This window comes from Bradyrhizobium agreste, assembly GCF_016031625.1.
In the GTDB taxonomy this organism is placed as follows: Bacteria; Pseudomonadota; Alphaproteobacteria; order Rhizobiales; family Xanthobacteraceae; genus Bradyrhizobium; species Bradyrhizobium agreste.
In genome coordinates this window covers 135,356-160,181 of sequence record NZ_JACCHP010000008.1, presented here as the reverse complement: position 1 = coordinate 160,181, position 24,826 = coordinate 135,356, and the positions used below count along the sequence as shown (strand labels likewise).

General features: G+C 57.8%; 23 protein-coding genes and 1 pseudogene. 11 read left to right on the top strand and 13 right to left on the bottom strand.

What is annotated here, in order from left to right; genetic code table 11:
* Positions 1 to 80: 80 nt before the first annotated feature.
* Entirely contained in the window at positions 81 to 977 is an 897-nt protein-coding gene (locus HZZ13_RS14490; protein ID WP_197960248.1) for a LysR substrate-binding domain-containing protein, read from the top strand.
* 796 nt (positions 978 to 1,773) lie between these two features.
* Here HZZ13_RS14490 and HZZ13_RS14485 read toward each other — a convergent pair.
* Positions 1,774 to 3,489: an outer membrane beta-barrel protein gene (locus HZZ13_RS14485; RefSeq protein WP_197960247.1), complete on the bottom strand. Its 1,716-nt coding sequence runs from the start codon at positions 3,487 to 3,489 to the stop codon at positions 1,774 to 1,776.
* Between the two features lie 284 nt (positions 3,490 to 3,773).
* Between HZZ13_RS14485 and HZZ13_RS14480 the strand changes: the two genes are divergently transcribed.
* The 3 genes from HZZ13_RS14480 (at position 3,774) to HZZ13_RS14470 (ending at position 6,361) form a co-directional block, all read left to right on the top strand.
* Positions 3,774 to 4,088, top strand: a complete 315-nt coding sequence (locus HZZ13_RS14480; RefSeq protein WP_197960246.1) for a hypothetical protein — start codon at positions 3,774 to 3,776, stop codon at positions 4,086 to 4,088.
* Between the two features lie 851 nt (positions 4,089 to 4,939).
* Positions 4,940 to 5,332, top strand: coding sequence for an avidin/streptavidin family protein (locus HZZ13_RS14475; protein WP_197960245.1), 393 nt, complete (start codon positions 4,940 to 4,942; stop codon positions 5,330 to 5,332).
* A gap of 819 nt (positions 5,333 to 6,151) precedes the next feature.
* Entirely contained in the window at positions 6,152 to 6,361 is a 210-nt protein-coding gene (locus HZZ13_RS14470; protein ID WP_376707040.1) for a cold-shock protein, read from the top strand.
* Between the two features lie 729 nt (positions 6,362 to 7,090).
* On the opposite strand, the pseudogene HZZ13_RS14465 reads toward HZZ13_RS14470, so the two are convergent.
* Both HZZ13_RS14465 and HZZ13_RS14460 read right to left on the bottom strand, forming a co-directional pair.
* Positions 7,091 to 7,727 (bottom strand): annotated as a pseudogene (locus HZZ13_RS14465) (LLM class flavin-dependent oxidoreductase); the annotation flags it as partial.
* Between the two features lie 78 nt (positions 7,728 to 7,805).
* Positions 7,806 to 7,994, bottom strand: a complete 189-nt coding sequence (locus HZZ13_RS14460) for a hypothetical protein (RefSeq protein ID WP_197960244.1) — start codon at positions 7,992 to 7,994, stop codon at positions 7,806 to 7,808.
* A 31-nt stretch (positions 7,995 to 8,025) separates the two neighbouring features.
* On the opposite strand from HZZ13_RS14460, the gene HZZ13_RS14455 reads away from it, so the two are divergent.
* Entirely contained in the window at positions 8,026 to 8,253 is a 228-nt protein-coding gene (locus HZZ13_RS14455; protein ID WP_197960243.1) for a hypothetical protein, read from the top strand.
* A gap of 258 nt (positions 8,254 to 8,511) precedes the next feature.
* Here the strand turns inward: HZZ13_RS14455 and HZZ13_RS14450 are convergent, their stop codons facing one another.
* Positions 8,512 to 8,793 (bottom strand): DUF3551 domain-containing protein, encoded by a 282-nt coding sequence (locus tag HZZ13_RS14450; RefSeq protein ID WP_197960242.1) that lies wholly within the window; start codon positions 8,791 to 8,793, stop codon positions 8,512 to 8,514.
* A 2,054-nt stretch (positions 8,794 to 10,847) separates the two neighbouring features.
* Entirely contained in the window at positions 10,848 to 11,057 is a 210-nt protein-coding gene (locus HZZ13_RS14445) for a hypothetical protein (protein ID WP_246504424.1), read from the bottom strand.
* 392 nt (positions 11,058 to 11,449) lie between these two features.
* On the opposite strand from HZZ13_RS14445, the gene HZZ13_RS14440 reads away from it, so the two are divergent.
* Positions 11,450 to 11,680 (top strand): hypothetical protein, encoded by a 231-nt coding sequence (locus HZZ13_RS14440; RefSeq protein WP_197960241.1) that lies wholly within the window; start codon positions 11,450 to 11,452, stop codon positions 11,678 to 11,680.
* Positions 11,681 to 12,052: 372 nt separating this feature from the next.
* On the opposite strand, the gene HZZ13_RS14435 is transcribed toward HZZ13_RS14440, so the two are convergent.
* Positions 12,053 to 12,259 carry a hypothetical protein gene (locus HZZ13_RS14435; RefSeq protein WP_197960240.1) on the bottom strand — a complete coding sequence of 69 codons (207 nt, stop codon included), beginning with the start codon at positions 12,257 to 12,259 and terminating at the stop codon, positions 12,053 to 12,055.
* 1,229 nt (positions 12,260 to 13,488) lie between these two features.
* On the opposite strand from HZZ13_RS14435, the gene HZZ13_RS14430 reads away from it, so the two are divergent.
* Positions 13,489 to 13,695 carry a hypothetical protein gene (locus HZZ13_RS14430; RefSeq protein WP_197960239.1) on the top strand — a complete coding sequence of 69 codons (207 nt, stop codon included), beginning with the start codon at positions 13,489 to 13,491 and terminating at the stop codon, positions 13,693 to 13,695.
* Positions 13,696 to 13,923: 228 nt separating this feature from the next.
* Here HZZ13_RS14430 and panC read toward each other — a convergent pair whose 3' ends face one another.
* The 7 genes from panC to bioB form a co-directional block, all read right to left on the bottom strand.
* Positions 13,924 to 14,775, bottom strand: a complete 852-nt coding sequence (gene panC / locus HZZ13_RS14425; RefSeq protein ID WP_197960238.1) for a pantoate--beta-alanine ligase — start codon at positions 14,773 to 14,775, stop codon at positions 13,924 to 13,926.
* Between the two features lie 3 nt (positions 14,776 to 14,778).
* Positions 14,779 to 15,657 carry a 3-methyl-2-oxobutanoate hydroxymethyltransferase gene (panB, locus tag HZZ13_RS14420; protein ID WP_197960237.1) on the bottom strand — a complete coding sequence of 293 codons (879 nt, stop codon included), beginning with the start codon at positions 15,655 to 15,657 and terminating at the stop codon, positions 14,779 to 14,781.
* A 1,274-nt stretch (positions 15,658 to 16,931) separates the two neighbouring features.
* Positions 16,932 to 18,197 carry an adenosylmethionine--8-amino-7-oxononanoate transaminase gene (locus tag HZZ13_RS14415; protein ID WP_197960236.1) on the bottom strand — a complete coding sequence of 422 codons (1,266 nt, stop codon included), beginning with the start codon at positions 18,195 to 18,197 and terminating at the stop codon, positions 16,932 to 16,934.
* Positions 18,194 to 18,829, bottom strand: a complete 636-nt coding sequence (gene bioD, locus HZZ13_RS14410) for a dethiobiotin synthase (RefSeq protein ID WP_197960235.1) — start codon at positions 18,827 to 18,829, stop codon at positions 18,194 to 18,196. Before bioD ends, HZZ13_RS14415 begins: the two co-directional genes overlap by 4 nt.
* Positions 18,822 to 19,982: an 8-amino-7-oxononanoate synthase gene (locus HZZ13_RS14405; protein WP_197960234.1), complete on the bottom strand. Its 1,161-nt coding sequence runs from the start codon at positions 19,980 to 19,982 to the stop codon at positions 18,822 to 18,824. Before HZZ13_RS14405 ends, bioD begins: the two co-directional genes overlap by 8 nt.
* A gap of 76 nt (positions 19,983 to 20,058) precedes the next feature.
* Positions 20,059 to 20,412 carry an aspartate 1-decarboxylase gene (panD, locus tag HZZ13_RS14400; RefSeq protein ID WP_197960233.1) on the bottom strand — a complete coding sequence of 118 codons (354 nt, stop codon included), beginning with the start codon at positions 20,410 to 20,412 and terminating at the stop codon, positions 20,059 to 20,061.
* A 50-nt stretch (positions 20,413 to 20,462) separates the two neighbouring features.
* Positions 20,463 to 21,431, bottom strand: coding sequence for a biotin synthase BioB (bioB, locus tag HZZ13_RS14395; protein ID WP_376707043.1), 969 nt, complete (start codon positions 21,429 to 21,431; stop codon positions 20,463 to 20,465).
* Between the two features lie 138 nt (positions 21,432 to 21,569).
* Between bioB and HZZ13_RS14390 the strand changes: the two genes are divergently transcribed.
* The 4 genes from HZZ13_RS14390 to HZZ13_RS14375 all read left to right on the top strand — a co-directional run bounded on the left by HZZ13_RS14390 (position 21,570) and on the right by HZZ13_RS14375 (position 24,793).
* Positions 21,570 to 22,205 (top strand): GntR family transcriptional regulator, encoded by a 636-nt coding sequence (locus HZZ13_RS14390; RefSeq protein ID WP_027577689.1) that lies wholly within the window; start codon positions 21,570 to 21,572, stop codon positions 22,203 to 22,205.
* A gap of 135 nt (positions 22,206 to 22,340) precedes the next feature.
* Positions 22,341 to 22,658 carry a Dabb family protein gene (locus HZZ13_RS14385; RefSeq protein ID WP_197960231.1) on the top strand — a complete coding sequence of 106 codons (318 nt, stop codon included), beginning with the start codon at positions 22,341 to 22,343 and terminating at the stop codon, positions 22,656 to 22,658.
* A gap of 156 nt (positions 22,659 to 22,814) precedes the next feature.
* Positions 22,815 to 24,200 carry an aminodeoxychorismate synthase component I gene (pabB, locus tag HZZ13_RS14380; protein ID WP_197960311.1) on the top strand — a complete coding sequence of 462 codons (1,386 nt, stop codon included), beginning with the start codon at positions 22,815 to 22,817 and terminating at the stop codon, positions 24,198 to 24,200.
* The gene (locus HZZ13_RS14375) at positions 24,197 to 24,793 is read left to right on the top strand and encodes an anthranilate synthase component II (protein ID WP_197960230.1); all 597 of its coding nucleotides are present in this window, start codon (positions 24,197 to 24,199) and stop codon (positions 24,791 to 24,793) included. The genes pabB and HZZ13_RS14375 overlap by 4 nt, the downstream gene beginning before the upstream one ends.
* The last annotated feature ends 33 nt before the right edge of the window (positions 24,794 to 24,826 follow it).

Sequence of the window (24,826 nt, the reverse complement as noted above, 5' to 3'; positions counted from 1 at the left end):
CAAGCCTAGGAATGCACTGCGGACGGGCAACAGACAAACGCACAGTTGTCACGGATGGATGAATCTGGTTCACTTATGGCATGCTATCAAACGTCCCGATATCGGCAATTCGCGCCTTTGAAGCCGCCGCCCGCACCGGATCGTTTCGCGATGCGGCGAATGAGCTTCACCTGACACCGAGTGCGGTCAGTCATGCCATCCGCAAACTGGAGGACACGCTTCGGACCGTTCTATTCGAGCGCAGCGCGCGATCGGTGCGGCTCACGCCAGCCGGCGAAAACCTGATGCGACACACGGGAGCGGCATTCGATCAGCTCCGCCGTGGCCTCGAGGAAGTCGCCGCGCGCGGACCGCAATTGGTGCGCGTCCACTCCGCACCCAGCTTTGCCGCGCAATGGCTGGCACCACGGCTTGCACAGTTTCTCGCTGCTTATCCGAAGCTCGAGGTTCGACTGGCTGCAAACACGGAATACGCGCGCTTCAGCAATGATGACTTTGATATCGACATTGTCTATGGTCCGCCGCGTGCTGAAGGTGTCGAAATTATTCCTCTCCCGGAGGAGACAGTCACCCCGCTCTGCTCACCTGCCCTCGCAAAATCGATCCGGAAGCCTGCCGATCTCCTCGATCAGACGCTGATCCGCTCCGACGTGAAGCAGGTTCAGTGGCACCAATGGTTCACGGCCAATGGAATGGAGGCCCCTGCACTCCACGGCATGAGGTTCGATCGTAGCTTTCTCGCGATCGCGACAGCGGCGGAAGGTCTGGGAGTCGCGCTGGAATCAACGCTTCTGGCCGAACGCGAACTGGCGAGCGGGCGCCTGGTTGCGCCGCTGACAGGACGCGCCAAGGATATCCGCTACGTCGGCCATCGCCTGATCTACCCACGGGCCAGCCGACAGAGATCTGCGGTACGAGCCTTTGCAGATTGGCTCGTGGCGCAACTCGATAGCGAAAATGCTATCTCCCCGCGCTGAAATTCTTCACACCACTTCGCCAGGCGAAAGAGCAGCCAACGGGCGCCTCGCTCAGGGACAAAGCTTGCTCCAATCGATGTGAATGGCGTCAACTCACACATGGGGGTTGAGCATCACCTCGACGATCTCGGGGTCCCCAAAGTCGCGATTGCCGGATCAAGCGCGGTGCGCAGCACGCGCGCGCCACGCGAGAACACTTCCGAATGAAGTGAAGTGCCCGCCACGATCGTCTCCAAAAGCAAATCGCGCAAGCGATTGGCGACGGGGATGGATAGAAAGAGCCGGAAATAGTAGTTTAACAAGTATTCAGCCGTCGTAGGAGTCAAGGGTAGAGCAGAGAAAAAATACTTGCTTTATCGAAGGCGTGCTGATCGAGCCTCTCACGACAAATCTCCACAATAGGAATTTATCGCCAATGCAAGTGGTCAATGCAAACGATTGACATCGGTCCGGAGACCGTGTCCCTACCGATCACGACGTCATCGCTAAGCTGCAAGTTGATAACGACAACCCGCCCGCCGCAAACGACAACAAAGCGCGCAAATCAAAGCTCCGACCGCGCGCTTGCCGTGGGCGGGATGACGGCGCTGACATCGAAGATCGAACGTTGCACCAGCTCCGCGGCGCCCTGGCCTTCACCTTTGATGCGTCGATGCAAGCTTTCGGGCTTGAACGGCCCAAAAGCTTGCAGCTTTAGTCCCGGTCCTTCGCTTAATTCCAGCCTAGGCAAGAGCGCGGCGCCATCATCATTGTGTAATCTCGGCCGTGCCAAGCTTAGAACGAGGAGCAGGCAGTTTTAGTCAAACTTGTAGGAGGCCTGCAGGAACGTGCCCCATCGTTCCATGCGATGGTCCGCAGCAAAGGGCCCTTTGGTAACGGGGGCGTCGTCCGCGTCCGAGGCTTGCGTGGCGTGTCCTTTACGCTCATTTGGGGTCCACATGGCCCAATAGCGGCCACCGACGCCGACGCTGAAGTTCTTACTGATGAAGTAGGATAGGATTGCCTCGACCTGCACACCACCGCCACCACTCCCGCGTTGATCATCGAACGTCGTGAATTGGCGTAGCAGATGGTTGTCGCGCCCGTGGAAATCCGTCCACGGCAGGTAAGCAAAATCGGCACTCACGCGCCAACGATCGAGCAAATTGGTCTCAGCGCTGAGGCCGATGCGCAGCGCATTCCAGTCAGTGTCTTGGCTGCCGATGATCCTTCTATCGCCCGGCGCAAGGCATGGATCAGACTTGGGGGCGGCGATCTGAACGCAGCCTATCGAGTCGGACTTCTGGCCGTAGTAGCTCCAGCCCATAAACCCACCGACCTTGTAGGTGCTGCCGCGGAGGAAATTGTAGCCGGCATCGGCGGTGTAGTAGGTGAACCTTCCGTTGGCCTGACCCGATATCGTGTTGACGTAGGCGATGGGGGCGCTCACGTACGGAGGGCTTAGGCCCCAATCTTCATCGTTCATATTTCCAGTGTTGAAGCGCCCGATCCCGATATTGCCCTTCAGGAAGATCCCCCAGGGGCTGTCCACACGTTCGAACAACTCACCGGAAATCCCATCCAGCCCATGATAGGAGAGTCTTGATACGAGATCACTGTTCCCGTGGTCCCATTGATACCTTCCTCGGCTTAACCACAGCCGTGTGCCGCTTTCCAGCGACCACCCATCAGCGAGGGCAATCGGCGAGGCGCTGACCGTCGGCTTTGCCGGGTATAGCGGCGCATCTGACCATGCCGGTGTCCATAGGGCGGCGTCAAAATGGTAGTTCAGACCAAGCTTTCCGACGTGGTAGCTGCTGGATAGGCTAGTGATGTTGGCTGGGACCGTTGCCAACGGCGGATACCGGAGGGTCGGAGGGGTCGCCACGTTTGCTCCGCCGAACCTTAAATAGTCGTATTCAAGTGTCAGGGACCAGGCCGGCGTGAGCGCTTGCTCGACGCCCACCCCGATTGTGCCACCGACACGACCATAGTCGAAATGAGTGGCATTCTGTTGCGCCCGGCCATCGAATTCGTTGTTGTTGGTGACATCGCCGCGATTGTGCTGCCAGGCCACGCCCCCTTTGAGATAAGCCAGCGTGCGGCCCTGCGGTCCAAACGCATACCCCAGGCGACCCGTCCCGGTGGCAAAGACGTTTGGACTGGCGTTGCAGTTCGCGCTCACCACAAAGTTGGAAACGGCAAGACAGGTGTTTTTACCGTCCGAGACAGCGCCACTAGCATCCAATTCAACGCCAAAAACCCAGCGCTCCCTCTGCCAGTTGTAGCCGATCTGACCTCCCGCCAGGAACACGGGGGTGTCGACAACGTCCCCATAGAGTGACGGACCATAGGGATCACTGAATGATGTCAGCCCGTAGCCCCCGCCGACGTGCCCGCCGATGTACCCGCCGGTCCAGTTCCAGACGGCGGGTGGCACCTTTACTGCCGGCTTAAGACTGGCCGAATTGACGGCACCGCCTGCAACGAGCGCAGCTGTTGTGAGCCCGCAGAAAAGAAGTTCAGATCGCATTTCACCTCACGAACACATGACGCGCGCCAACTTGCAACGAAGGCCGAATAGCCGACGTTGTTGGCTCCGCTTCCACGGCGCTTGTGGTGTGCAGGATCTAGGCCAGCGGACGCAATGCGCATTCCCTGCGGTTTTTCGATCGCTATGTTATCTTCGCAACAAGATCGGTGGATTTTGAAACAAGCCGCGCGTCTTAGGTAGAACAGCCGAGCGCCGGGAACTCGTCGAGCAAAGAAGACGGCGCCGTCCGGCCTTGGCTTGGAGATCCTCAGTCAAGCGGCGTCATGCTGGTCTTCGCCATGCTGGCCATCATCGGGCCAACACCGGGCCGTTGCTCAAAACACGCGACCGCGGTCTCGACCGAAGCATCGTTCTTGATCCGCTGGTCGATCCAGGAAATCCGCCGCATCGCCATGAAGCTTGCCCAGCCGCGCATCTCGCACGCCCACATCCTCGCATGGTCGTCTTGGCTCAGGGCTCATCAAGCCAACGCGCGCAAAGCCCATCTCAGGCACAAAATTGCAAGAGTAATGCTAGTGCATGGGAACGAAGCACCTCTTAGGCAGCTCGAACATTTCTTCGAAGCTTTGGACGACTGACGGGCAGACAGCCTCCTGATGGAGCTGGAAGAGGCAGGCATCTCCCACGCTATTCTCAAGACGATCCGGACCGTCATCGAGACCCCGCGCCTCTCATCTGCTGCAAATTACACAGAAAGCGTCAATCGCCGGACGTATACGATCACCGACTGAGAATAGCGCATCAATAACGATGTTGAATCTGCATATCTTCTTCGTGTGTGCTTTGGACGCACAGAACCATCAAACGCGCCATGGCGAGAACGGCCGAGAGCGCTGCAACAAGAAACCCGTTCACGACAAAGCCGCTACGCTGGTCGGGCCTGGTTGCGAAATCAGGGGGGCGCCCCCGGCCGAGGTCGGCCCTTCAGATTTTGAGGGTTAGACCTCTCTGTTGGCTGGCCTCAAAACAGGATGGGCGGCCGGCGGAGAAGGAGCCGGGAGAACAGAGGCAGGGACGGGTACATTCTGCAAGGATTCGATCTTCGCAGTGAGCGCCTCGATCTGGTCCGGCATCCGTTTCAACTTGGCCTGCAGCGCACCGATGTCAAGACCTGCGGGCGAGGCAGGATGCTGAGCACAATCTCAGCCAAAAGTCGGGCCCTGCTATCAACAATAGCGTTGCCTCTAGAGACCAGACTTTGACGGGCAGCTAACCAATCAATCATGGCTCGGAGTTCGGCCGCTGGGCGGACTGGCTTGCGGATGCAGAGCCGTGGAGCTGGAGCGACGTCGAGATCCAGCACGAACTAGTGCATATGCGCCGTAATCCATCGCTGAACGCGAGATAAGAGCAGCGAACGTTACTGAGATTGTATCAGACTGGCGATGCAAATTGCTACTTTAGGCGCGAACACTTTTGGGGCTTCAATATGAAGAGACTTCTGGCATTTTTGTTGATCGCTCAGTTTTTCTTGGCCGTCGGTCAGGCCTGGGCGCAGGGGCTTCCTGCTCCCTCATACTGGAAGAATGAACGGGGCTCGGAATTGTTTGTTTGGTCCGCCAATGGCGGCGCCATACAAGGGACCTTCACAAACCATGCTCAAGGGTTTGCCTGCCAAGGTATCCCTTATCCCGCATCGGGATCCGTCCGTCCAACCGGACTATATTTTGTTGTTACTTTTGGTCAGTGCAATTCTTTCACCCGGTGGGTTGGAAAGATTAACGGTCCTCAAATGCCAACATCATGGACGCTGTTCTACGTTGATAAGAACGGCAAGCCCAGCAAGCTGAAGGGCGCCGATACATTTACGCGCGTATGGTAGTCTTCAGCTTTCTTGCGACATAGACCTTAGATCGAAAACTCGCGCTCGCGAGTTTCACCTGACGTGAGACGCGCAAGTTCGTTTCGCAAGGCTCTGGGCTGTCCACGATCAGTCAGGTTCGATGCTCGACAGCCTGCAGGCCATCCAGGAAGGGCCGAGAATTGCATCAAAAGTGCCTCCCCAGATCAGACAGGACAGTCTAAGCTTCATCCAAATTTGCTGGATGATCCGCTCACCAGCATTTGTTTTCAGGTTCTTGTTTTGAAGTCCAGCGCGGGGTCCGACAGGTGCCGCTAAGATGTGCGGCGTTCGTTCTATCGCGTTTGGTTAGAAATTGAGTTTTCAGGTCTCGATACTTAAAATTCTCGCCGGCCAACCGGAAGGCCGTGCGAGTCTCGTCGTCCTGAAGGACTACTTGGCGGTGTTCTACACCAGCGGTCCGGAGTGGACGGCTCGTATCAAGCGATTGGCAGAGCGAGCACCGGATCTTAACATTTTCGGACAAGGGCTGGTTGCGCGAGAACCCGGACACTGGATCATAACGGAAAAAGGCCGAGCCTTTCTTGCTTTGCTGGAACAGAAGGGCCGACCGACCTCTCAGGAGCCAGCGCTCGAAGGCACGGATGAGAAACCTCTCCCAAGTACCCGCGCTGGCCCGGGCCGACAAGATCACAGCGCCAGTCGTAGGCGTCGTCGACGTAAGCGCCTGAGGACGCGCGATGGCCGGTCCACCCCTAGCCCTTTAGCTCACGGCCGGCGACGATGTGACTGCATATCGGGGGCCGGCAACATTTCATAGAGCCTCCCCGCAAGACCTTGATGCCTCAGCAATCATGCTTAGAACGCCCTCGTTTGAATGGAGATGTCCTTCATTGTGAAGTGGTTAATGCGACAAAGGGCTATGGCTTTATCAGGCCGGTTGATGGCGAACCCGACGTATTTGGGCACATTAGGGCAGTCGAGAAGGCGGACTACACCGTGCTGAGGGGCCCAGATCAGCTTCGAGCCCAAGACGGACAACTCGGGTAAAGTGTTGGCAGAAAATCTCCGTATAGAATGACTTGCCTCGTCGAGGCGGACATCGCTCCGAGAGGACCAAATCACTGCGAGAGGATGCCTGCAATCCTAGCAGGCTGAGAAAACAGTGGGTTTGATACTGGCGTTGGTGGACACGGTGAATCGGCTGCTCCTGCGCCCTATCCGAACTCGAACTGGATGCCTGCGATTCGCGATATCAGATAGAAGATGTCTGCGGAATAACCGCGCACGAGAGGCGCGATCCACGGAAATCCTGCGGACATTTTCAAGTATTTGACGAATGATTAGGTGAAGTTACGTGGTACACTCGAAGCTGGACCGGGGCTCCTCCTCTTAGATATCGAAACGGAACGAACTCGTCTGAGTGCGGCGATTGATCTTAGATCGCGCGCCGGGGACGTCGAAGCGATCAGCGAAAATCGGTCCCGTTTTTTGAGGTCAGCCAGCAGCCAATCGTTTCGAGGATGGAGCTCCTGAGATCAGATGCCACCGAAGCCGCCTGGATTAGCAACACGCCTCCGGAAGGAGCAGCGCGTGAGTCAGGATCTACTGAGGCGCTTCACATGGGAGATCAGATCTATCGACATATGTCTCGACGATCTTCGGTCCTACCAGGCGAATGCGCTTCGCATTACAGGCCCGCAAATGATGATCTTGATGGCGCTGACGGAACTGGAAGAAGATGATGGTGTTCCCGTCAACGCTGTCGCGAAGCTGATGAGAGTTCCCGTTCGTGAAGTACCAGTCGGACACGCGAGCGGCCATGTCGCGGGCGGCGCGCGAAGAGCCGCCCTGGAAGATCTCGGGCAGAGGATCGAGCGGTTTCGGCTTCAGCGAGTACTCGTTGAACCGATAGAAGTCCCCCTTTGAGTGTGAAGCTCTCTTCCGTCCAAATCCCGCGCAGAGCATTGATGAACTCCTCCGAACGCCGGTAGCGCTCATCGTCATCAAGCCAGGGCTCTCCGATTGCGTGGAATTCACCCCGGAACCAGCCGGATACAATATTCACCGCAACGCGCGCGTTGGTAAGCTGGCTGATCGTCGCAATCTGCTTCGCTGCTACGGCCGGATTCCATGGCCCGGGGAGGAGAGCGGCGATCACCTTGAGCTTTTCAGTCACAGCCAGCAGCGCATGCGAGAAGCTGACCGGCTCATGCTGCTTGTCGGCTCCGTAACCCGCCGTGAACCGGATCTGACTGAGTGCGTAGTCGAAGCCCGCCTTTTCGGCGATCTGAGCAAGTTTCCGGTCGTAGTCGATGTCCCAGCTGGTACGCTGCTCGATCGAAGAAATCACGAGGCGGCCGGATACGTTCGGCACCCAGTAGGCGAATTTGATCGGTTCGTTGTTTACAGACATCCTGGTTTGTCCCTTGAGAATGACACTTACTGCGAGGTAGGTGCGGCATGAGCGCGCAGCACCATGCGACCACGCTGCTCAAGACGAGCGGGCGCCGACACTGCTGTTCAGCCAGCGTTTGCGTTGTTGATTTCGAGGAGCTAGAGCGATCTCTGCCAGATCGTCCCTGTCAATTAAGACGCCGCTCAGGAACAACACGAACACAAACCGGTCGACAAGCCTGCTCGGAATCGAATGCGTAACGCTGTCGAAGACGTAGTTGCGCATTGTCCGTGCTCCTGAGTGGGACCATCGCCTGATGGTCAATCGTCTCAGAGATTGTTCGACCATGCGAGTCCAAGACGAACTATTTTTCGCCACGCGGAGAAAATCAGCTTCCTTCTGTTTTGCGGCGAACGCGTCGCTTGTTGCTGTGTGGGTGCAAGCTGATCATTTCCTCGCCGCGCAGAAGGTCATTCAATCGCCACGGCCGTACGGCGGCAACGGCATAGCGACCTGCACCAAATACTGCGGCTTCGGCCGGTGACTGGAGCTTCGGCCGGTGACTGGAATATTCCAATCGCATTCGCCGGTATCTGAGATCACTTGCTCTGCCGAAGAGATCGGAGACATCGAATTCGCATGATCGGTCCGGCTATTGCAGTCCAAGATGCAAGCACGCCCGGCACTGGACGCAATCAAACGAAAAGTCCCAACAGATTCAGCGCAGAATAGGCGGGGTCGAGCGAACGGCAACAAGAGCGCGGACGGCCCGCCCGTTCATCCAACGCCGTCCTTGGCTGATCTAACGACGTTCGCTCCAGCCGAATTGCCTTTCCTGTCGCTCGAAGGCGTAGATCGGATTGATACCGCAATAGGCATATGTGCCGGATGCGGTAGCCATGCACTGGCTATAGGTCGAGAACTGGCAGTTGCCCGGATATCCCCAGGCTCGGCCCTGCAAGCAATAAACGTCTTGGCGGGCCGGTGGGGTGTACGAATGAACCCGTGAAGCGGCGGTCGAGCCTGATCCAAAGCCGACGAGGATAGGAAGTGTTAGCACTCCGATAGCGATAACGTAGCGCATGAGATCTCTTGCCTCCGTTAATTCGCTGAAGGATAGAAGATCCGAATTAAACGGTTTGATCTTAATCAATGGCAGATGGTGGGTCCAGTCTGACTATCGTCAGCAAGACCATCACCCGTGGGGAGACCCGAGCGAGACACTTGAGCAGGACGTTGGATATAAGGGTGGGTTGGAGCGGATTATGCGACCCGTCCTCGGTCCTGAGCTAACCCGCCCGCATTTCGAAGCAGCCTTCCAGCGACAGCGCCCCGCGAAACGCATCTTTTAAGCGCGACTTGGCGCCTTCGCGCAGCGGAATACTCGTCTAGCAGTCAAATCTAGGTCGTTTCATTCGCTCTGACGTGTGTTGCCGGGCACCATTCTCGACGATCGAAGGCCAAAATTGCATCGCCTCGACTGTTGCGCGGCACTGCGTCACAACGATACGACTTCCTTTTCATAGAGGATTGTTAAACACTGTGCAGGCATCCATAGATCGCGCCTAACTTATTCGCGAGGCTCCAATTCACTTCGCATATTCTAATTCAGGAGTGTCGGACCATGTTTGTGAGCATCACCACAGACCAAAGATCCCGGATCAATTCGCTCAGATCGTTCTCGCAAATCCACCACGAGCCTTCCGCGATTCGTTCCTCGTTCATTCGCTCTCTCATCGGCGATTCTTCGCTTTCGGCGCGTGTTTAGAGCTGATGTAATCCCCTAGCTTTTCCTCCGCGGCCGCAATCTCATCTGCAGCGCAGCCTGTGCTGACATCCCGGCCGTTGTCTCTGATGATCCAGGTTGCAGGATGAGTGATTTATGCGCTCTTGTTTCGGCGGATAGCCTTGAGCTGAAGTCGGGCCCCCTCGCGTCTTCGCGGCATAGCTCTCTCATCCGTCCGATATGAGCCAGCGTTGTAAATTCCTTGCCGGCAATCTTCTCGATAACCAGTCGATTACGGTCGCGCTCACGACGCAAACCCGCGACCGTCATTCCTCCCAAGGGAAATGCGATCTTCACGGCATCGGCAAGGCGAAGTGGAGTATCAGGTGAAATTTCAGGTTGCCTTCGACGCGGCATCAACGCCACAGCGCGGTTGTTAAAAACCGAACTAAGATGTCAGCGCCTTATTGAAAGTAAACCTTTCCGTTCCTTCGATCGTAGGATTGGCAATTTCATCGCAAAATTGACGAGACAGAGCGTAACTTGAAGGAGGGACTGACCGTCACTCGGCTTCTTGTGGCATGCCAGAATGAACGCAATAGCAGATCGGCTCACGGAGGCCTCGCGACATGTATTGCCCCCGCGAGCAATCCACAGCGAAATCACCGCCTTCGTTTGTGAACAGAATGTAAGAGTCCAACGCAGCCAAGCCGCGATTGGCGTTTCCACCCCCAATTTGCCTCGTAACGCTCATGGCCGCCCCCCTGCAGCTTGGGGAGCCGGGATCACATTGTAAGCCGCGCCAACATAAAGACGCAGTCACGCGCTCGGCTTCGCATCTTCGCCTCGACACGTCACTGGGATAGAGCTCATGTGGCGGACGGCCCCCGCCCAGCAAGCCGCTGACGCGCCCGCGGGTCGATCCGCTAATGCGCTTGGCAACGCTGATCAGGTCGAGGATGACGCTTAGGCTTTCGGCTCGAGTAGCTAAGTCGAGTAGCCGCTGCTCAATTCGCTTACCCTGCGAAGACCCGTAGACTCAGTCTACCCCGACTGACGCGACCATAAATATGGTGCCAGCAGTATCGCAGCTGCCGCTCAACCGCGTCAGAGTTTCTGGTAAGCGTTCTCATCGAACGACTTCTCCTCTATGGCGCCCTTTCGACGATTACGCATGTATCGTGCCAAAGGTGAAATCGAGTGCGATCGATGCGATATAGGCAAATGCCGATGTAATTGAGCACCTGATACCCGAGCGGAATGAACTCACGTGCAGGTCAGCAGATCAGGTCCTGGGGCTAGTCCAATAGCGGGCGGATCTCATCGATTATTTGCCCGGTCGCGAGTTCATGATGATGCCGTCGGCAGAACTCGCGTGGCCCCGAATACGCGCGTCGTTCGCGGCTCCGCCCCTAGCTTGCCGGCATGTCCGCCCCCTTCGGAAGGCTAAACGCGAGCGGGAAGGTCTCGGCCGAAAGAGATTCGAGCCCGGTCTGCTCCTCGATGAGGCGTTTTTCAATAGACTGACGTTCGACATCCGACAGATTCGACTTCAGCAGGCGACGATAGCGGTAGATGTTGTTGCGGTGAGCACGAATGCGGGCCAAATATTCATCAAGCATCCTGGACGCTCCTGAGCTCGTCGCAGTCTCTACGAAGAGATATTCAGGCGAGCATGTCGTCGATCAACGCTCCGCCCGTCATCGCATCTCGGAAGCCGTTCGGCAGGCGAAGGACCATGCTAGTTCGTGATATCATTCTTTCCCCTAGCCTAGCACTTCCATCGCGACGATCCGCAGCGTTTTTGGCTCGCCATAGCCGTCTTTTTGCTCGGCTAGTCGCTCAAACAGAGCTGGACGCGTGTAAGGCGCAAGGAGTAGGCCGTCACGCCCCCGGCGCCGGACGCTTGTCGCTAGCAAGCTCGCCCGTCAGTATTCTCTCTCGACGAGCTGAACATCGTTTGCCGATGTGCTATACGCATCTTCGTTGAGAACAGCTTTGTTTGAGAGTTTCGATGTCTCTTTCGATTGGATTGATTGTCGACGGCTATGTGGCACTAAACAACCGCAGCGCGCTGGAGAACCTTCTGGCGCATCGGCGGGAGCTACTGCAGCAGTTGAACTGCGTTACCGGAGTTGATCCGAAGCCGGCGATCGCTCAGGTCAGTCAAGACATCACGGTGATCGAAAGGGCACTTGCGGCGCTCGCACAGGAGCAAACAGCAAGGGCGCACCGGCTCGCTTGAGTGATGGCGCCCCGGCGCCCAACACTGAGTTCGCCCTCGTCTCCGGACGAAGGGTTATTGGCGCGAGGCCTCACCGACATCGTGGCGCGCAAGGGTGCGTGCGCCAAGGCTTTGATGCGCTGCCTGTTGTGCGAGCTGCTCTCTCGTTTCAACGAGCGGCCTCGCGGTGAGCAACGCGCCAACCGATTCACATCGGATAAGGCCGCGTCTTGGGTGACGTTAGGCCGCCATCGATTTGCAGCCAGGATACAGCTCTGCGAGATGGCTGGATCACTATGCCGCAGGCGACGCGACGGCGCGCGCGAACCTGGATAGCAGGCCAGGATCTTCAGCACTGTGACTTGGAAATTCACCTCAATGACAAGCCACGTCCTAGATCTGTCGCCACATCGTTGGTGCTCTGGAAAGAGCTTCCTGACCGATCTGTTTAAGCAGATCGGGGCGCGTTTCACCTCTGGCGGCAGCCTCCCGGATTTTGGAGGCAACGTAGGCGCGGACGCCGGCGTCATACGGTGAGACGCTTTCACAAACCTCATCCAGGATCGTACGCAGAAGCGCGGTCGTGGCACCGTCCAGCATTGGGAGATCTCCCTCATACCATCAAAGAAGATAATGGTTTGCTGGACCAGAACTCAAGTACATCAGATCTTATGAGCCTCCGCGACTGACGATCACCGGATTTCCAGCGCGGTGCAATGTCCAGCGCCTCTGCGATCGCTGACCATTGCGGCAGCTCGCTTGATCGGCCTGCTTCTGTCTTCTCGTCGGCCGTCTCGGCTTAACCGACAAGCTTGCTAGAGCTCAGAGGCCAATGTGAGCGCCCTGCGATCATGCTCTGCGATTGGACTGGGCGGCTGCGGCAGGCCAATGCTCGGACGGCTCTAGTTCGTTGCCGAGCCTCATCAGGTTCAATTGCGGCTAGAGGATTTGCCGTTTATCGCGCCCGCTGCGTCCAACCAATGCTTTGGCATACCTGCCCGATGGAGTTGGCAGAAATAGCTTACCATTGCCCTGCTCCGATGTCGTTTCACGACACGGCCTATCGGCTTCAAACCCGAGCGCTTGGCATCCCGCACTGTAGAGGGACTTCAATGCGGTGAAATGCGTCAAAAACCAGCGCCCGCCCCACGTCTGGCGACGAAATCGGGCCAGGATCTGACGCCCGCGCTCAGTGCCCCTTGATTCGCCCCCTGGCCGCTCTTGAGGGAACTTCGGGAGCTTAGGAGGCCGTCTGTGCGATCGTGAAGTAAATTTCATCGTCATGGGCGTGTGGTTATTGATCCATAATCGCACGCGGCAGCGCACGATTTTGAGCGAATCTCCTTCGGCAATGCCCGCTTGCAGGCGGTGATCTCGGTAGCGACTTGCGCTTTGTATATATGAGCCTGGTGTAGCTGAAGGACCCCGGCACGGACACGCGAACGTCGCGTGAAAATTATCGGGGGCGCTGCCGTAATGCAGGATTTGAGCGCGAGAGCGCGGCTCGTTGCATTAATCGATATTGCCACTTTGTTACAGTCTCCGCCCAGAGCAAACACGTGCAGCCTTAGGGCGGCATATTCCGCGGCTACATTGTTGGGGGCATTACTGCAACTGAGCATGAGCGACGAGCGGATGGCGTCGCCGAAAGTGCTGTCGCCTCTGCGAGCTGGGCGGAAGCCCTTTGCAGGGAGTGAGCTAGCAACCAGCCCACCGCGGACTGCGTGTGACACGCTCCGATCTGACGCGGAGGCGCCTCGTTCAGGGAAGAGACGCGACTGGGCTGTTCAGATTATCTGCTGTGTTTGTCGAATCGGAAAGGGAACTACATGAATAATCATCTCGGTAGCAGCCATCGCCGCACACCATCTGTGATGACAGACGAACAGCACGAGCTGGAGCGCTGCAAGCAGGAGATTGAGCGCCTCAAACAGCTGGTTGTACGACTTTCTGAAATTGCTTTGCGCAACCTCGTAAAAAGCCCGCAAAGCGGTCGGAACGCCCCGGGGTGTCTGAGCGAGCCGCCGAAGTCATAATACCGAACTCGCACTTGGCTGCTCTCGGCAGCGTGGGAGCGGCCCCGCCTCGCTCCACCCTGTCAACGGCAGAGCCAATCTCCAGCTGACATCATGAGCTCGAGCGTGGGGCAGTTGTTCAGCACGCAAAGGGCCGTTCCGGATCGCCTTCGAGAGTTCTTCCAGGATGTTGAGGATTTCAGAGCCCCCGGTTCGACGGCTTCTGAGCGCAATCACTTGCGGATCTGGCTACGATGGCGACCAGGACAGGACTACATTGTCGATCAGCCGAGTCGAGCCGACGTACGCTGCCACACAGAGCACCGCAGGATAGCGCAGAGGACTCTCGGCTATCCTTAAGGTCCCAGCGTCGACAAGCTCAAGGTACTGCAGTCGATCGACCCTTTCCAAATGCTTTTTTGCAAGCGCAATCAGCGTTGCCGCGTCGCGCTCCCCTGAGGCAAACTCTTGCGCTGCGGCGAACAAACCACGGCTGATCGCAAGGCTCCGACCACGTTCTTCCGGGCTGAGATAACGGTTGCGACTGCTCATGGCCAGCCCATCTGGCTCCCGCACGGTTGGCACAGTGACAATCTCGATCGGAAGATTCAGGTCAACCGTCATGCGGCGTATCACAGCGCATTGCTGAAAATCCTTCTGTCCAAAGTACGCGACGTCCGGCTGCACCATGTTGAATAGCTTGCAGACGACAGTCGCTACACCACGAAAATGTCCAGGCCTGAAAGCCCCGCAGAGCGGTTTTGCGAGTTCGCCCGGCTCGACAAAGCTCTGAAATTGAGCCGGATAGATCTCCTCTGCACTTGGCGCGAAGATGATGGTGACCCCGGCACTGCGGCACAACGCTTCATCGCGCGCGAAGTCGCGAGGGTACCTGCTGAGATCCTCATTTGGGCCGAACTGAGTGGGGTTGACGAAGATGCTAACGACAGTGACGTCGCAGTGTCCCCTACTAGCCGAGATCAGGGCTAGGTGGCCGTCGTGTAAGTATCCCATCGTCGGAACGAATCCGATGCGCTTATCGGCATTGCGAACGTCTGCAAGGGCGCGACGAAGCTCAGCGACCTTCGTAATTACTTGCATTTCTTACCTTGAGGTTGAATTGGAGGGCACCCAGTTGGCGACGGCATGCCGAAGCTGGTCAGGAAGCCGATAGCACTCCTCTGAGCCCGGGAATGCACCTTTGCGGACATCGATAGCCCAGCGCGACAGCGCCTCCTGGAACAGCTGGAATCCATTTGTATAGGCACGAACGAATTTGGGGCGATGACCTTCGGTTAGCCCCAAGACATCATGAAACACGAGCACTTGGCCCGAGCAATCAGGTCCTGCTCCGATCCCGATGGTGGGTATCGTGAGACATTCGGTCGCTCGCGCCGCGAGCTCGGCAGGAATGCCCTCCAAGACCAGCGCGAAGCAGCCGGCTTCCTGCAGATGGTGCGCGTCATCGAGCAGCCGCAAGGCGGTATCCGTGGTCCGTCCCTGCACCTTGAATCCACCCATGACGTTGACGCTCTGCGGGGTCAGACCGAGATGTCCCATCACAGGAATTTCGCAGTCGACCAAGGCGCGTACCATCTCGATGCGTTTGGCGCCACCCTCGAGTTTCACAGCATCGGCGCCACGCTGCAGAAAACCTCCTGCATTGCGAATCGTATCCTCAGAACCGACATGAAAGCTCAGAAAGGGCATGTCGGCCACAAGCAGCGCATGAGGCCTCGTGCGCGCAACAGCCTCCAGGTGATGATTCATCATGGCCACGCTGACAGGCAGCGTGTTGTCGAATCCCAGGCAGACGTTTCCAACGCTATCGCCGACCAAGATGATATCGACAATGGGATCCGCGATGCGCGCCGCAACCGCATCGTAGGCGGTGGTCATCACGACACGCCGTCCTTTATCCTTCCACTGCTGCAGCGCCGGAATCGTGACGCGCTCTAGCGGTTGCTCTGAACTGTGGCTCATATTGGATGCGCTCCCCACACACCGTCAGCGCTTCCTAGAGAAGGCGGGAGAAACCTGTCAATGGCATGGAGGATGGAGATCCCAGTTCTCTAGAACTGGAGAACAGGGCAAAAACAGCCCAATGGTCGCGCAACCATGAGACAAGACCTTTCTCATCGCGATTTCATCACTCGATGGCTCGGCTTCCCGTGCAGTTTCAGCGGCTATGCCAGCCGCGTCCTCAATCGAGGAGCGGCGCTCGCGACGAGCCACCATCTGCACGCGTTTCTGGGCTGATTGCAGTCTCTCCAAACGGTGACGACTCGACCGGACCGAGCTGCAGATGCACGCAGTGGGGACTTCGTCTTTAGGGCACATCTGCGTGTCTGCCCCTCTAGGGGTACTCCTTAGACTCCTGCTTCGGCGCTGGCGCACCGAGCAAAGTAAACGGATGGCAGGCCAGGAACGTCCAAAGGTGACAGGCCGCTGTAAGCGCAGCGAGAGTCGCGGTCGAGGGGATGTCGTCGCGAGGGCGCTCAGACCGAGCCAGCCTGCTGGCCCTGTAGGCCCTAAAGTCGATTATTTTTGCCGATGTTTCTGTCACTTGATTTCCACGCGCTCTAGAGGGCCACTCGAATTCTCTGACCAGGGCCGTACCGGCACAACTCAGCCCATTCCTAAGCCGCTCGCCATCGAAGCCATTTCTGATCGGCCTCCCGCCGCGCCTTGAAGCGGTTGACGCATTTCTTGGAGCAAAGGGCCGTTCGCCAGCAGTAATGGCGGATCAGCCCAAACTTTTTGCCGCATATCGCGCAACATGTGGCTGAATGGTCGAGGGAATTACGCAAGCCAACGTGCATTCTCGCCTCCTGTCAGACATTTACTTGGGAAGCCCCGCTGCCCTCCAACCACAGCACCACGCGCGCACCAAAGGTGCGCTCGCCCGGCGGTCCGTCTCGTTCTTGCAGCCATCAAGAGCCTCGACTCTGATGTGCGGCTGCCTCGCGAAGCAGTACTTTCCGCAGAATGCCTCGCCGAGAATTTGCTCAAGATAATGGATTTCTCTATCGTGGTTAACGCAATTCGCCCGACATTTTGGCCAAATGCTGCGCCTTTCATGGCTAGCCCGCAGGATTGCTGCGGCAGTTGGATCGGGAACGCTTAAGTGCTTAAAGCACGATCAACCTGCGAGCCTTGGGTGCTGCATTCTCATTGCACTATCAAGCGGCAGCAATACGGACACTTCCGCCTTGCAAGATCCTGGCACTGCAGACGATTGCACAGTCTCATGCACCTCACATCAGCAAGTCAGCAGCGTCGCGGATGGCAGTATAGATTTCATCAAGGTCGGCCGCCGTAACGCAGTAAGGCGGCATCACGTAGATTGTGTTACCGAGTGGGCGTAACAGCAGGTTCCGCGCTTGGAAGAATGCCAAAAGCCTCGGACCAATGTCCGCCAGATAGCCGGCATCGCTCGTGTTGAGTTCAAGCGCTGTGACTGTTCCTGTGCGTCGGACGTTTGCGAACCGTGAGTCGGCGCGGAATGGCGCGAGTGCCTGTTCTTGCATGCTGGCCAAGGATGCCAGCCGCCCGCGATATTCCTGATCCTGACATAGGTCCAGATTAGCCTTGGCGGCGGCACAGGCGACTGGATTGGCAGTATATGAGCTCGAATGAAAAAACGTACGCGTGCGATCTTCAGAATAATGCGCATCGAAAATATCGGCACGACAGAGTGTGACGGCGAGCGGCAGCGCCCCAGCCGTGAGTCCTTTCGAATAGCAGGCAATATCGGGCGTCACATCGGCCTGCTCACACGCAAACAAGGTACCCGTCCGACCCCAGCCGGTCATGACCTCGTCCGCAATGAACAGGACGTCGAAGGCTTCGCAGATCCGCTTCATCTCTCTTAGTACCGAGGGAGAATACATCAGCATTCCACCGGCACCCAATATCAGCGGCTCAACGATAAAGGCTGCGGGATGTTCGCTTCGACACGCGTTTTCAAGCGCATCGAGCGCTCTTTGCTCACGATCCCTTGCCGGGAACGGAATCGAGGTCACCTCGAACATCAGCGCCCCGTAGGCCGCATTGAAGACGCCTCGGCTACCTACCGACATCGCCCCGATCGTGTCGCCATGGTACGAGTGCTGCATCACCACAATTTGGGTTCGCTGTCTTCCGGTATTGCGCCAGTAGCCGAGCGCCATTTTCAGCGCGACTTCGACGCTGGTTGACCCGCTGTCGGAGAAGAACACATGCTCGAGCGCCGGGGCGGTAACCTTCAATAGTTGCGTTGCAACTTGCTCAGCTGAGTCGTGAGTGTATCCGGCGAAGATGACCTGGTTGAGCTTGCCTGCCTGTTCTCGGATCGCGTTCACGATGCATGGATGGCAATGGCCGTGGGTCACGACCCACCAGGAGGAGATTGCATCGATAAGGCGTCGGCCATCTTCGGTGTAGAGATAAGCCCCCTCTCCCCGCAGCACCTTCGTCATGTCCCGCTGTAGAGCATGCTGCGTGAACGGGTGCCAGATCGGCGACCTCTTGGCTATCTTCATAGGTGCAGGAAATCGGTACTAACAAAGGAGTCTTTGAAAGCAGCGCGCAGCCTATCGTCCGTCAGGGGAACAAGCCACGGGAGCCGTCCCAACCAACGCACTCTCCCGATCTCGCAAATCGCGCTTTCAGTTTCGGCGTTTCTTTCGCCAATGAACGCAATTCCAAGGATTCGAATCTGACGCTTCCGCAGAGCCTCTATGGAGAGCAGGGAGTGATTGATTGTGCCCAGTCCCGTCCTTGCGCAAAGCACGACGGGAAGCTGCCAGCGCTCGAAGATGTCGATGTAAAGAGTGCGCGCTGTCAGCGGCACCATGAGTCCGCCGGCGCCCTCGATCACGAGTTGCCGCTCGCCGCTGTCCGGCAGTCGAAGCGTCTCTGTATCTATGCGAACGCCGTCGATCTCCGCGGCGTAATGGGGCGACGCAGGCGTCCGAAGTCGATAGAGCTCCGGGACAATCCGATCGGACGAGAGGCCCCCGAGGCGGCGGATGCACTCGGAGTCGGTCTCGTGTTCGAGTCCAGCCTGGACCGGCTTCCAGTAATTCGCGCCGAGAAGGCCGGCGAGCCCTGCGGAAAATATCGTTTTGCCGACCCCGGTGTCCGTACCAGTCACGACGATTCGCTTATTCATCAAAACGAGCCCCTCGCGTCACCTCAACCAGTGCATCGAGCATTGCGCGCACGTCCGCTTCCCCAACATTGAGTGTCAACGAAATTCGCAAGCGGGCGGTGCCTGCAGGGACGGTTGGCGGCCGAATTCCGCGGATATCGAAGCCGCGCGCCTGCAGAGCAGAGGCAAGTCGCATTGCATGAGCATTATCACCTACGATGTACGGCACGATCTGAGAGGTCGATGGTGTGCGCAAACCAAGCGAGGTGATCTGCCGATGCGCGAACGCAACGAGTTTGGTCAGCCGTTGCTGCCGCTCCGGCTCTTTCTGCAGGGTGAGGAGTGCCTCTCGAACGGCAACGGCCATCAATGGTGATGGGGCGGTGGCAAAAATAAACGGACGGCAGCGGTTGACCATGAAATCGCGCAAGATGCCGGAGGCCGTAACAAGTGCACCCGCCGCACCGAGCGCTTTGCCGCAGGTATGAACGACGATGAGATTTTCGCGCCTGTCATAAGGGGCCGTGAGCCCTCGTCCCTGATGCCCGTAAGCGCCTGTGGCATGAGCCTCATCCACGATCAGAAACGCGTCTTGACGATCGGCGATCGCCACCAGCTCTTCCAGTGGAGCGAAGTCGCCATCCATACTGTAGAGACTTTCGGCCACAATCCAGACGCGGCCCGCCCCACCTTTGTTTCGCCAGTCGCGAATTGCGTCTTCGACTGACTGGGGATCATTGTGCGCGTGAATTCGACACTCTGCGCGGCCGGCCCGCGCCCCCTCGTGAATACTGGCGTGCACGAGCGAATCGAGAACGAGCAGATCGCCGCGCTGCGGCAGCGTTGTCAGGAGGGCAAAATTTGCGATGTAGCCGCCTCCAAAGAAAAGCGCTGCCTCCGCGCCAAAGAACTGAGCCGCTTCCGTTTCGAGCCGCTCATGCTCCTCGCAATTGCCGCGCAGAAGCCGCGACCCACCGGCTCCAACTGGAGTGCCCGCCTCGAGCGCGGCAACCATCGCCTTTTTGATGCGCGAGGCGTTCCCGAGCGCCAGATAGTCGTTCGATGCGAAATCGATCCCCCCGCGCGGCTTGAGGCAGCGCAGCCGTTTATCTTCGTTCAAGGCATTCAACGCTGCGACGTAGGGACCAAGTCTAGCTGTTTGGACTGACCGCATTCATCACTCCGAGGATCGCATCAAATCACGCAAAAAACGCGTTGGCCGTGTAAGAAGGAAGGATGGCCCGCTAGGTTCAACTTGCCAGGATGCGATTGTCTCGGTCCACACGCACAATGCGTGGCTTGAATATCTTTGCTTCGGCCTCGTCGAATGAGGCATATGCAACGATAATGACCTTGTCTCCGGGCATCGCCAGTCGGGCGGCCGCACCGTTCAGGCTTATCGTGCCAGACATCGGCGGCGCCTCGATCACGTAGGTGGCAAAGCGCGCCCCTGTTTCGACATTGTAGATTTCGACGCGCTCGTTGATCACCATTCCTGCTGCGTCCAGGAGCGTACGATCTATCGAGATCGAGCCTTCATAGTGCAGATCAGCTTCGGTCACTGAGGCGCGATGGATTTTTCCCTTCATCAAAGTTATCTGCATTTCTCACCTAGGCTGGATGTATCGGCAACATATTGAACGCACTGCGTCCGTCAGGCGAGCCCGGACGTGATGCCGAGCCGGGCCAGCAGATCCGCGTCGCGATCAACTTTCGGGTTTTTGGTGGTCAAGAGCACGTCGCCGACGAAGATTGAGTTTGCGCCGGCCAAGAAGCAAAGCGCCTGCAATTCGTCGGTCATGTATTGCCGCCCGGCGGACAAGCGAACCACGCTCCTCGGCATCATGATCCGCGCGGTCGCCAGCAGCCGGACCAGCGCGATCGGATCGGGAGGCTCCGCGGTGTCTTCCACCGGCACGCCCTCGATCTTGTTCCACAGGTTGATCGGCACGCTTTCGGGATGGTTGGGAAGATTGGCGAGCAGCACGAGCATACCTAGGCGGTCCTCGACGCGCTCGCCCATGCCGATAATACCGCCGCAGCAGATCTTGATCCCGGCATCGCGCACATGCGCCAGCGTATCCATGCGGTCCTGCAGGCTGCGGGTGGTGATTATCTTGCTGTAAAACTCGGGCGATGTGTCGAGGTTGTGATTGTAGAAGTCAAGGCCGGCCTCGGCGAGGCGCGCGGCCTGCTTCGGTGTCAGCATGCCGAGCGTGACACACGTTTCCATGCCGAGTCCTTTGACCGCGTTGACCATGTCGCAGACGGAATCAAGATCGCGATCTTTTGGCGTACGCCAGGCCGCGGCCATGCAGAAGCGCGTGGCGCCGGCATCCTTCGCGCGCTGCGCGGTCGCAACCACATCGGCGCAACGCATCAGACGGGTGGCTTTCAGGCCGGTCTCGTAATGCGCGCTTTGCGAGCAGTAGCCGCAATCTTCCGGACAGCCGCCGGTCTTGATGCTGAGCAGGCTCGCAGTTTCGACGTGGTTTGGATCGAAGTTCTTGCGATGAGCGCGCTGCGCCTGAAGCATCAGGTCGGCAAAAGGAAGCTCGTAGAGCGCCTTAGCCTCTTCGACGTTCCAATGATAACGAATCTGCGCCCCGTTGGTTGTTTCCATCGGGACTTGCGCAGCAGCATCCATAACCCACTCCCGCTCGATTGTAGATAATCGCGTCAATTATCTATAGTCATTGCTCTCATAGAGATGCTAATCGAGCTGTCTCGCAAATGCACCGGTTATTGCGGTAGATAATCTATGATCACCACTGACAACATGACGACGGTCGCGCGCATCGCGGACTCAATCGCTGAGCGCATTATCAGTGGCGCCTTAGAGCCAGACGCGCCACTCCGTCAGGATCACGTGGCACGAGAATTCAATTCCAGCCACGTCCCCGTGCGCGAGGCCTTTCGGCAGCTGCAGGCACAACATCTTGTTGTCGCTGTGCCGCGTCGCGGTGTTCGGGTTGCCCCGCTCGATACCCGCTCAGTGAAGGAGATCGCCGAAATGCGCGCCGCGCTCGAAGTGGTGGCATTGCGCCATTCGGGGCCAAGACTCACAACAGCTCATTTGGCTCAGATCGAGCTCGCCCTGATCGAAGGAGACAATGCAAAGACGATCGAGGAATTTGAGATAGCCAACCGCGCCTTTCACCAAGCCTTGGTCGCGCCGTGCGGAATGCCGCGTCTGCTCGCGAGCCTCGATGGACTGCAGCTTGCCAATTCTCGACTGGTGTTCGCGATGGCGCGATCGGTGGGCTGGCGACCGCGCTCCAATCAAGATCACCGCCTGATTCTGCAAGCGTTGCGAACGCGCAACGTCGATCAAGCCTGTAACCTGCTCACGCGGCACATTCAAACCATTGAGCGCCTTGCCCTTCCGGCGTCCTGAGCAAATCTGGCAAGCTTCATTGCGGATCGCCGAGGATCGCAAGCGACGATCATGCTGCAAGCGACTAGCCTCATTGCAACGGGCTCTATTCCCAGATAGTTATCGCACCCGCTAGCGACATCTCCACGGACAGCTATGATTCGTCACATCGTCTTCTTCAGCGCCAAGGACGAGGCGCATATCGACCATATCATCGAAGGTCTTTCGCTTCTCACCACGATACCACATGCGCGCCGGCTTGAGGTTGCCCGCAACCGCAAGACCGATCAGCTCGGCAACGATATCGACATCGTGGTCTATGGTGAGTTCGACAGCGAGGCGGAGCTCGCAGCGTACAAGACGCACGATCTCTACCAGGAGTCGATTAAACGGGTCCGACCGCTCCGCGAGCTGCGGTTCGCGGCCGACTACGATGCATCAATAGATACCGCTTTCGCCTCCACGGCAGGATGATCCAGGTGCTGTCGCAGTAAAAAGTCCACCGCCGGGTTAACTTGGCAATGGGCCTCAAGTTTCGGCCCGATCGCAGACAAGCGTCGTTCTCGTCGGGGTGCGGCAACAGATGGAACGGCACTTTCACGACGTCAGCCGCAGGTGACCGATAACCCGATGTATGTTCGCGAGTTGCAGTGGGTTGAACCTGTCACAGCGATGCGACGTCTTGGGCATCGATCGCATGTCACATTTCTCGATAGCGTAGCAAGGCACGAGCTGCTTGGGCGCTACTCATATCTAACGTGCGACCCGTTCAGCACCTATACGGTCGCGAACGGCCAAGTCAGTTGGAGCGGGCTGACTCTTGAGGCCGATCCATGGAAGGTCCTTCGCACGCTACTCGCGAAGTACCCGCAAGAGCATCGTCCCGATCTCCCGCCGTTCCAGGGAGGAGCGGCAGGCTACCTTGCCTACGACATGAACAGGACCTTGGAGCGATTGTCTGCGCCGGCAATTGCCGGTCTGGGTTTGCCCGAATCTATCCTGCACTTCTATGATGTGGTCATCAGCTTCGACCACCGGGACAACAAATGCTGGATCGTCTCGACCGGATGGCCGGAGCAGGATCGCGTGCGACGGAGCGAACGAGCGCGTCGTCGAGCCGACGAGTTTGCAGCATTGCTGGGGGCGCCACAGAAGGGGGAGCCCAGCAAAGCGGGCGCATGGCGCTCGAACTTCAGCCGCGAGGGCTACATTGCGGCGGTACAACGCGTGATCGACTTGATCCTGGCGGGGGACGTGTTCCAGACGAATATTGCGCAGCGTTTCAGCACCCGCTTGCCGACCTCGTTTGATCCACTCGCCTTCTATTGCCAGCTACGATCATTGAATCCGGCGCCTTTTGCGGCCCTGCTGCGATGGGGAAAGCTGACCATCGCATCAAGTTCGCCGGAACGATTCCTGAAGCTTGAGGGGCGCCAAGTCGAGACACGACCAATCAAGGGCACGATCGCGCGTTCTCCTGATTTCAAGGAAGACCACCGCCGTGCGGCTGTTCTCCTCGCTTCCGAGAAGGATCATGCCGAGAACACGATGATTGTCGACCTTTTGCGCAACGATCTGTCGCGCGTTTGCACCGCGCATTCGGTCGAGGTTCCGGCCCTGTGCAATCTCGAGTCCTATGCCTCAGTGCACCATCTCGTGTCGATCGTTACGGGGAAACTTGCCGGAGACGAAGACGCCGTTAGCCTGCTCCGTGCTTGCTTTCCCGGCGGCTCCATTACGGGAGCGCCAAAGCTGCGGTCGATGGAAATTATTACAGAAATCGAGCGCATAGCGCGAGAGGTCTATTGTGGGGCGATCGGCTTCATCGGCTTCAACGGGCACATGGACACAAGTATTGCGATCCGCACGGTCACGATCGACGGCGACCTGGCAGTATTTCATGCGGGCAGCGGTATAACCGCCCTGTCGGAGCCCGAGGCCGAATACGAGGAAACGCTCGCCAAGGCAGAGCGAATCTTTGACGCATTTGGTTCTGAACCAGCTGGTGCATTTTGATTGTCATCATCGATAATTACGATTCCTTCGTGTTCAACATTGCCCGCTATTTCCACAAGCTCAGTGAAGCAACGGAAGTGATCCGAAACGACGCTATCAGCATCAGCGAGCTCGTTGGTCTCAACCCCCGCGCGGTGGTCATATCGCCCGGCCCCTGCACCCCAAATGAGGCAGGAATATCGACAACAGTGGTTCGCGAACTTTCAGGACGCGTACCAATTCTCGGCATCTGCCTTGGACATCAGTGTATTGGGAGCGTTTTCGGAGGACGGGTGGCGCGTGCGCATCGGCCCATGCACGGTCGGCGCTCATACATTGAGCATGACGGCCGAGGGTTATTCAAGGGGCTGCCAACCCCGCTTGACGTCGGACGCTACCATTCTCTTATCGTCGAGCTTGATCAGTCATGTGCGCAGAACCTCATCGTGACAGCGCGTTCGGAGGAAGGCGAGATCATGGCCTTCACGCACGGCTATTATCCCACCTATGGGGTCCAGTTCCATCCCGAGTCGATACTTACCTCACAGGGGCACGTCCTGCTTATGAACTTCTTGCGACTGATAGAGGATTTTCGAAATCACGCGGAGCAATGAGAGGCTCGCCTGCCGATCAAGATGGTGGACCGT

What these genes read in the sequence shown, in the direction of transcription:
- HZZ13_RS14480 (WP_197960246.1), top strand. Translation starts at nt 3,774, where the DNA reads ATGCTGGTCTTCGCCATGCTGGCCATCATCGGGCCAACACCGGGCCGT.
- panD (WP_197960233.1), bottom strand. Translation starts at nt 20,412, where the DNA reads ATGCAGATAACTTTGATGAAGGGAAAAATCCATCGCGCCTCAGTGACC.
- HZZ13_RS14490 (WP_197960248.1), top strand. Translation starts at nt 81, where the DNA reads ATGCTATCAAACGTCCCGATATCGGCAATTCGCGCCTTTGAAGCCGCC.
- HZZ13_RS14405 (WP_197960234.1), bottom strand. Translation starts at nt 19,982, where the DNA reads ATGCGGTCAGTCCAAACAGCTAGACTTGGTCCCTACGTCGCAGCGTTG.
- HZZ13_RS14435 (WP_197960240.1), bottom strand. Translation starts at nt 12,259, where the DNA reads ATGCTGGACGGTGCCACGACCGCGCTTCTGCGTACGATCCTGGATGAG.
- HZZ13_RS14460 (WP_197960244.1), bottom strand. Translation starts at nt 7,994, where the DNA reads ATGCGCAACTACGTCTTCGACAGCGTTACGCATTCGATTCCGAGCAGG.
- panB (WP_197960237.1), bottom strand. Translation starts at nt 15,657, where the DNA reads ATGAGCCACAGTTCAGAGCAACCGCTAGAGCGCGTCACGATTCCGGCG.
- bioB (WP_376707043.1), bottom strand. Translation starts at nt 21,431, where the DNA reads ATGGAAACAACCAACGGGGCGCAGATTCGTTATCATTGGAACGTCGAA.
- HZZ13_RS14445 (WP_246504424.1), bottom strand. Translation starts at nt 11,057, where the DNA reads ATGCTTGATGAATATTTGGCCCGCATTCGTGCTCACCGCAACAACATC.
- HZZ13_RS14415 (WP_197960236.1), bottom strand. Translation starts at nt 18,197, where the DNA reads ATGAAGATAGCCAAGAGGTCGCCGATCTGGCACCCGTTCACGCAGCAT.
- HZZ13_RS14390 (WP_027577689.1), top strand. Translation starts at nt 21,570, where the DNA reads ATGATCACCACTGACAACATGACGACGGTCGCGCGCATCGCGGACTCA.
- bioD (WP_197960235.1), bottom strand. Translation starts at nt 18,829, where the DNA reads ATGAATAAGCGAATCGTCGTGACTGGTACGGACACCGGGGTCGGCAAA.
- HZZ13_RS14470 (WP_376707040.1), top strand. Translation starts at nt 6,152, where the DNA reads ATGCCTCAGCAATCATGCTTAGAACGCCCTCGTTTGAATGGAGATGTC.
- HZZ13_RS14485 (WP_197960247.1), bottom strand. Translation starts at nt 3,489, where the DNA reads ATGCGATCTGAACTTCTTTTCTGCGGGCTCACAACAGCTGCGCTCGTT.
- HZZ13_RS14475 (WP_197960245.1), top strand. Translation starts at nt 4,940, where the DNA reads ATGAAGAGACTTCTGGCATTTTTGTTGATCGCTCAGTTTTTCTTGGCC.
- HZZ13_RS14455 (WP_197960243.1), top strand. Translation starts at nt 8,026, where the DNA reads ATGGTCAATCGTCTCAGAGATTGTTCGACCATGCGAGTCCAAGACGAA.
- pabB (WP_197960311.1), top strand. Translation starts at nt 22,815, where the DNA reads ATGTATGTTCGCGAGTTGCAGTGGGTTGAACCTGTCACAGCGATGCGA.
- panC (WP_197960238.1), bottom strand. Translation starts at nt 14,775, where the DNA reads ATGCAAGTAATTACGAAGGTCGCTGAGCTTCGTCGCGCCCTTGCAGAC.
- HZZ13_RS14440 (WP_197960241.1), top strand. Translation starts at nt 11,450, where the DNA reads ATGTCTCTTTCGATTGGATTGATTGTCGACGGCTATGTGGCACTAAAC.
- HZZ13_RS14450 (WP_197960242.1), bottom strand. Translation starts at nt 8,793, where the DNA reads ATGCGCTACGTTATCGCTATCGGAGTGCTAACACTTCCTATCCTCGTC.
- HZZ13_RS14430 (WP_197960239.1), top strand. Translation starts at nt 13,489, where the DNA reads ATGAATAATCATCTCGGTAGCAGCCATCGCCGCACACCATCTGTGATG.
- HZZ13_RS14385 (WP_197960231.1), top strand. Translation starts at nt 22,341, where the DNA reads ATGATTCGTCACATCGTCTTCTTCAGCGCCAAGGACGAGGCGCATATC.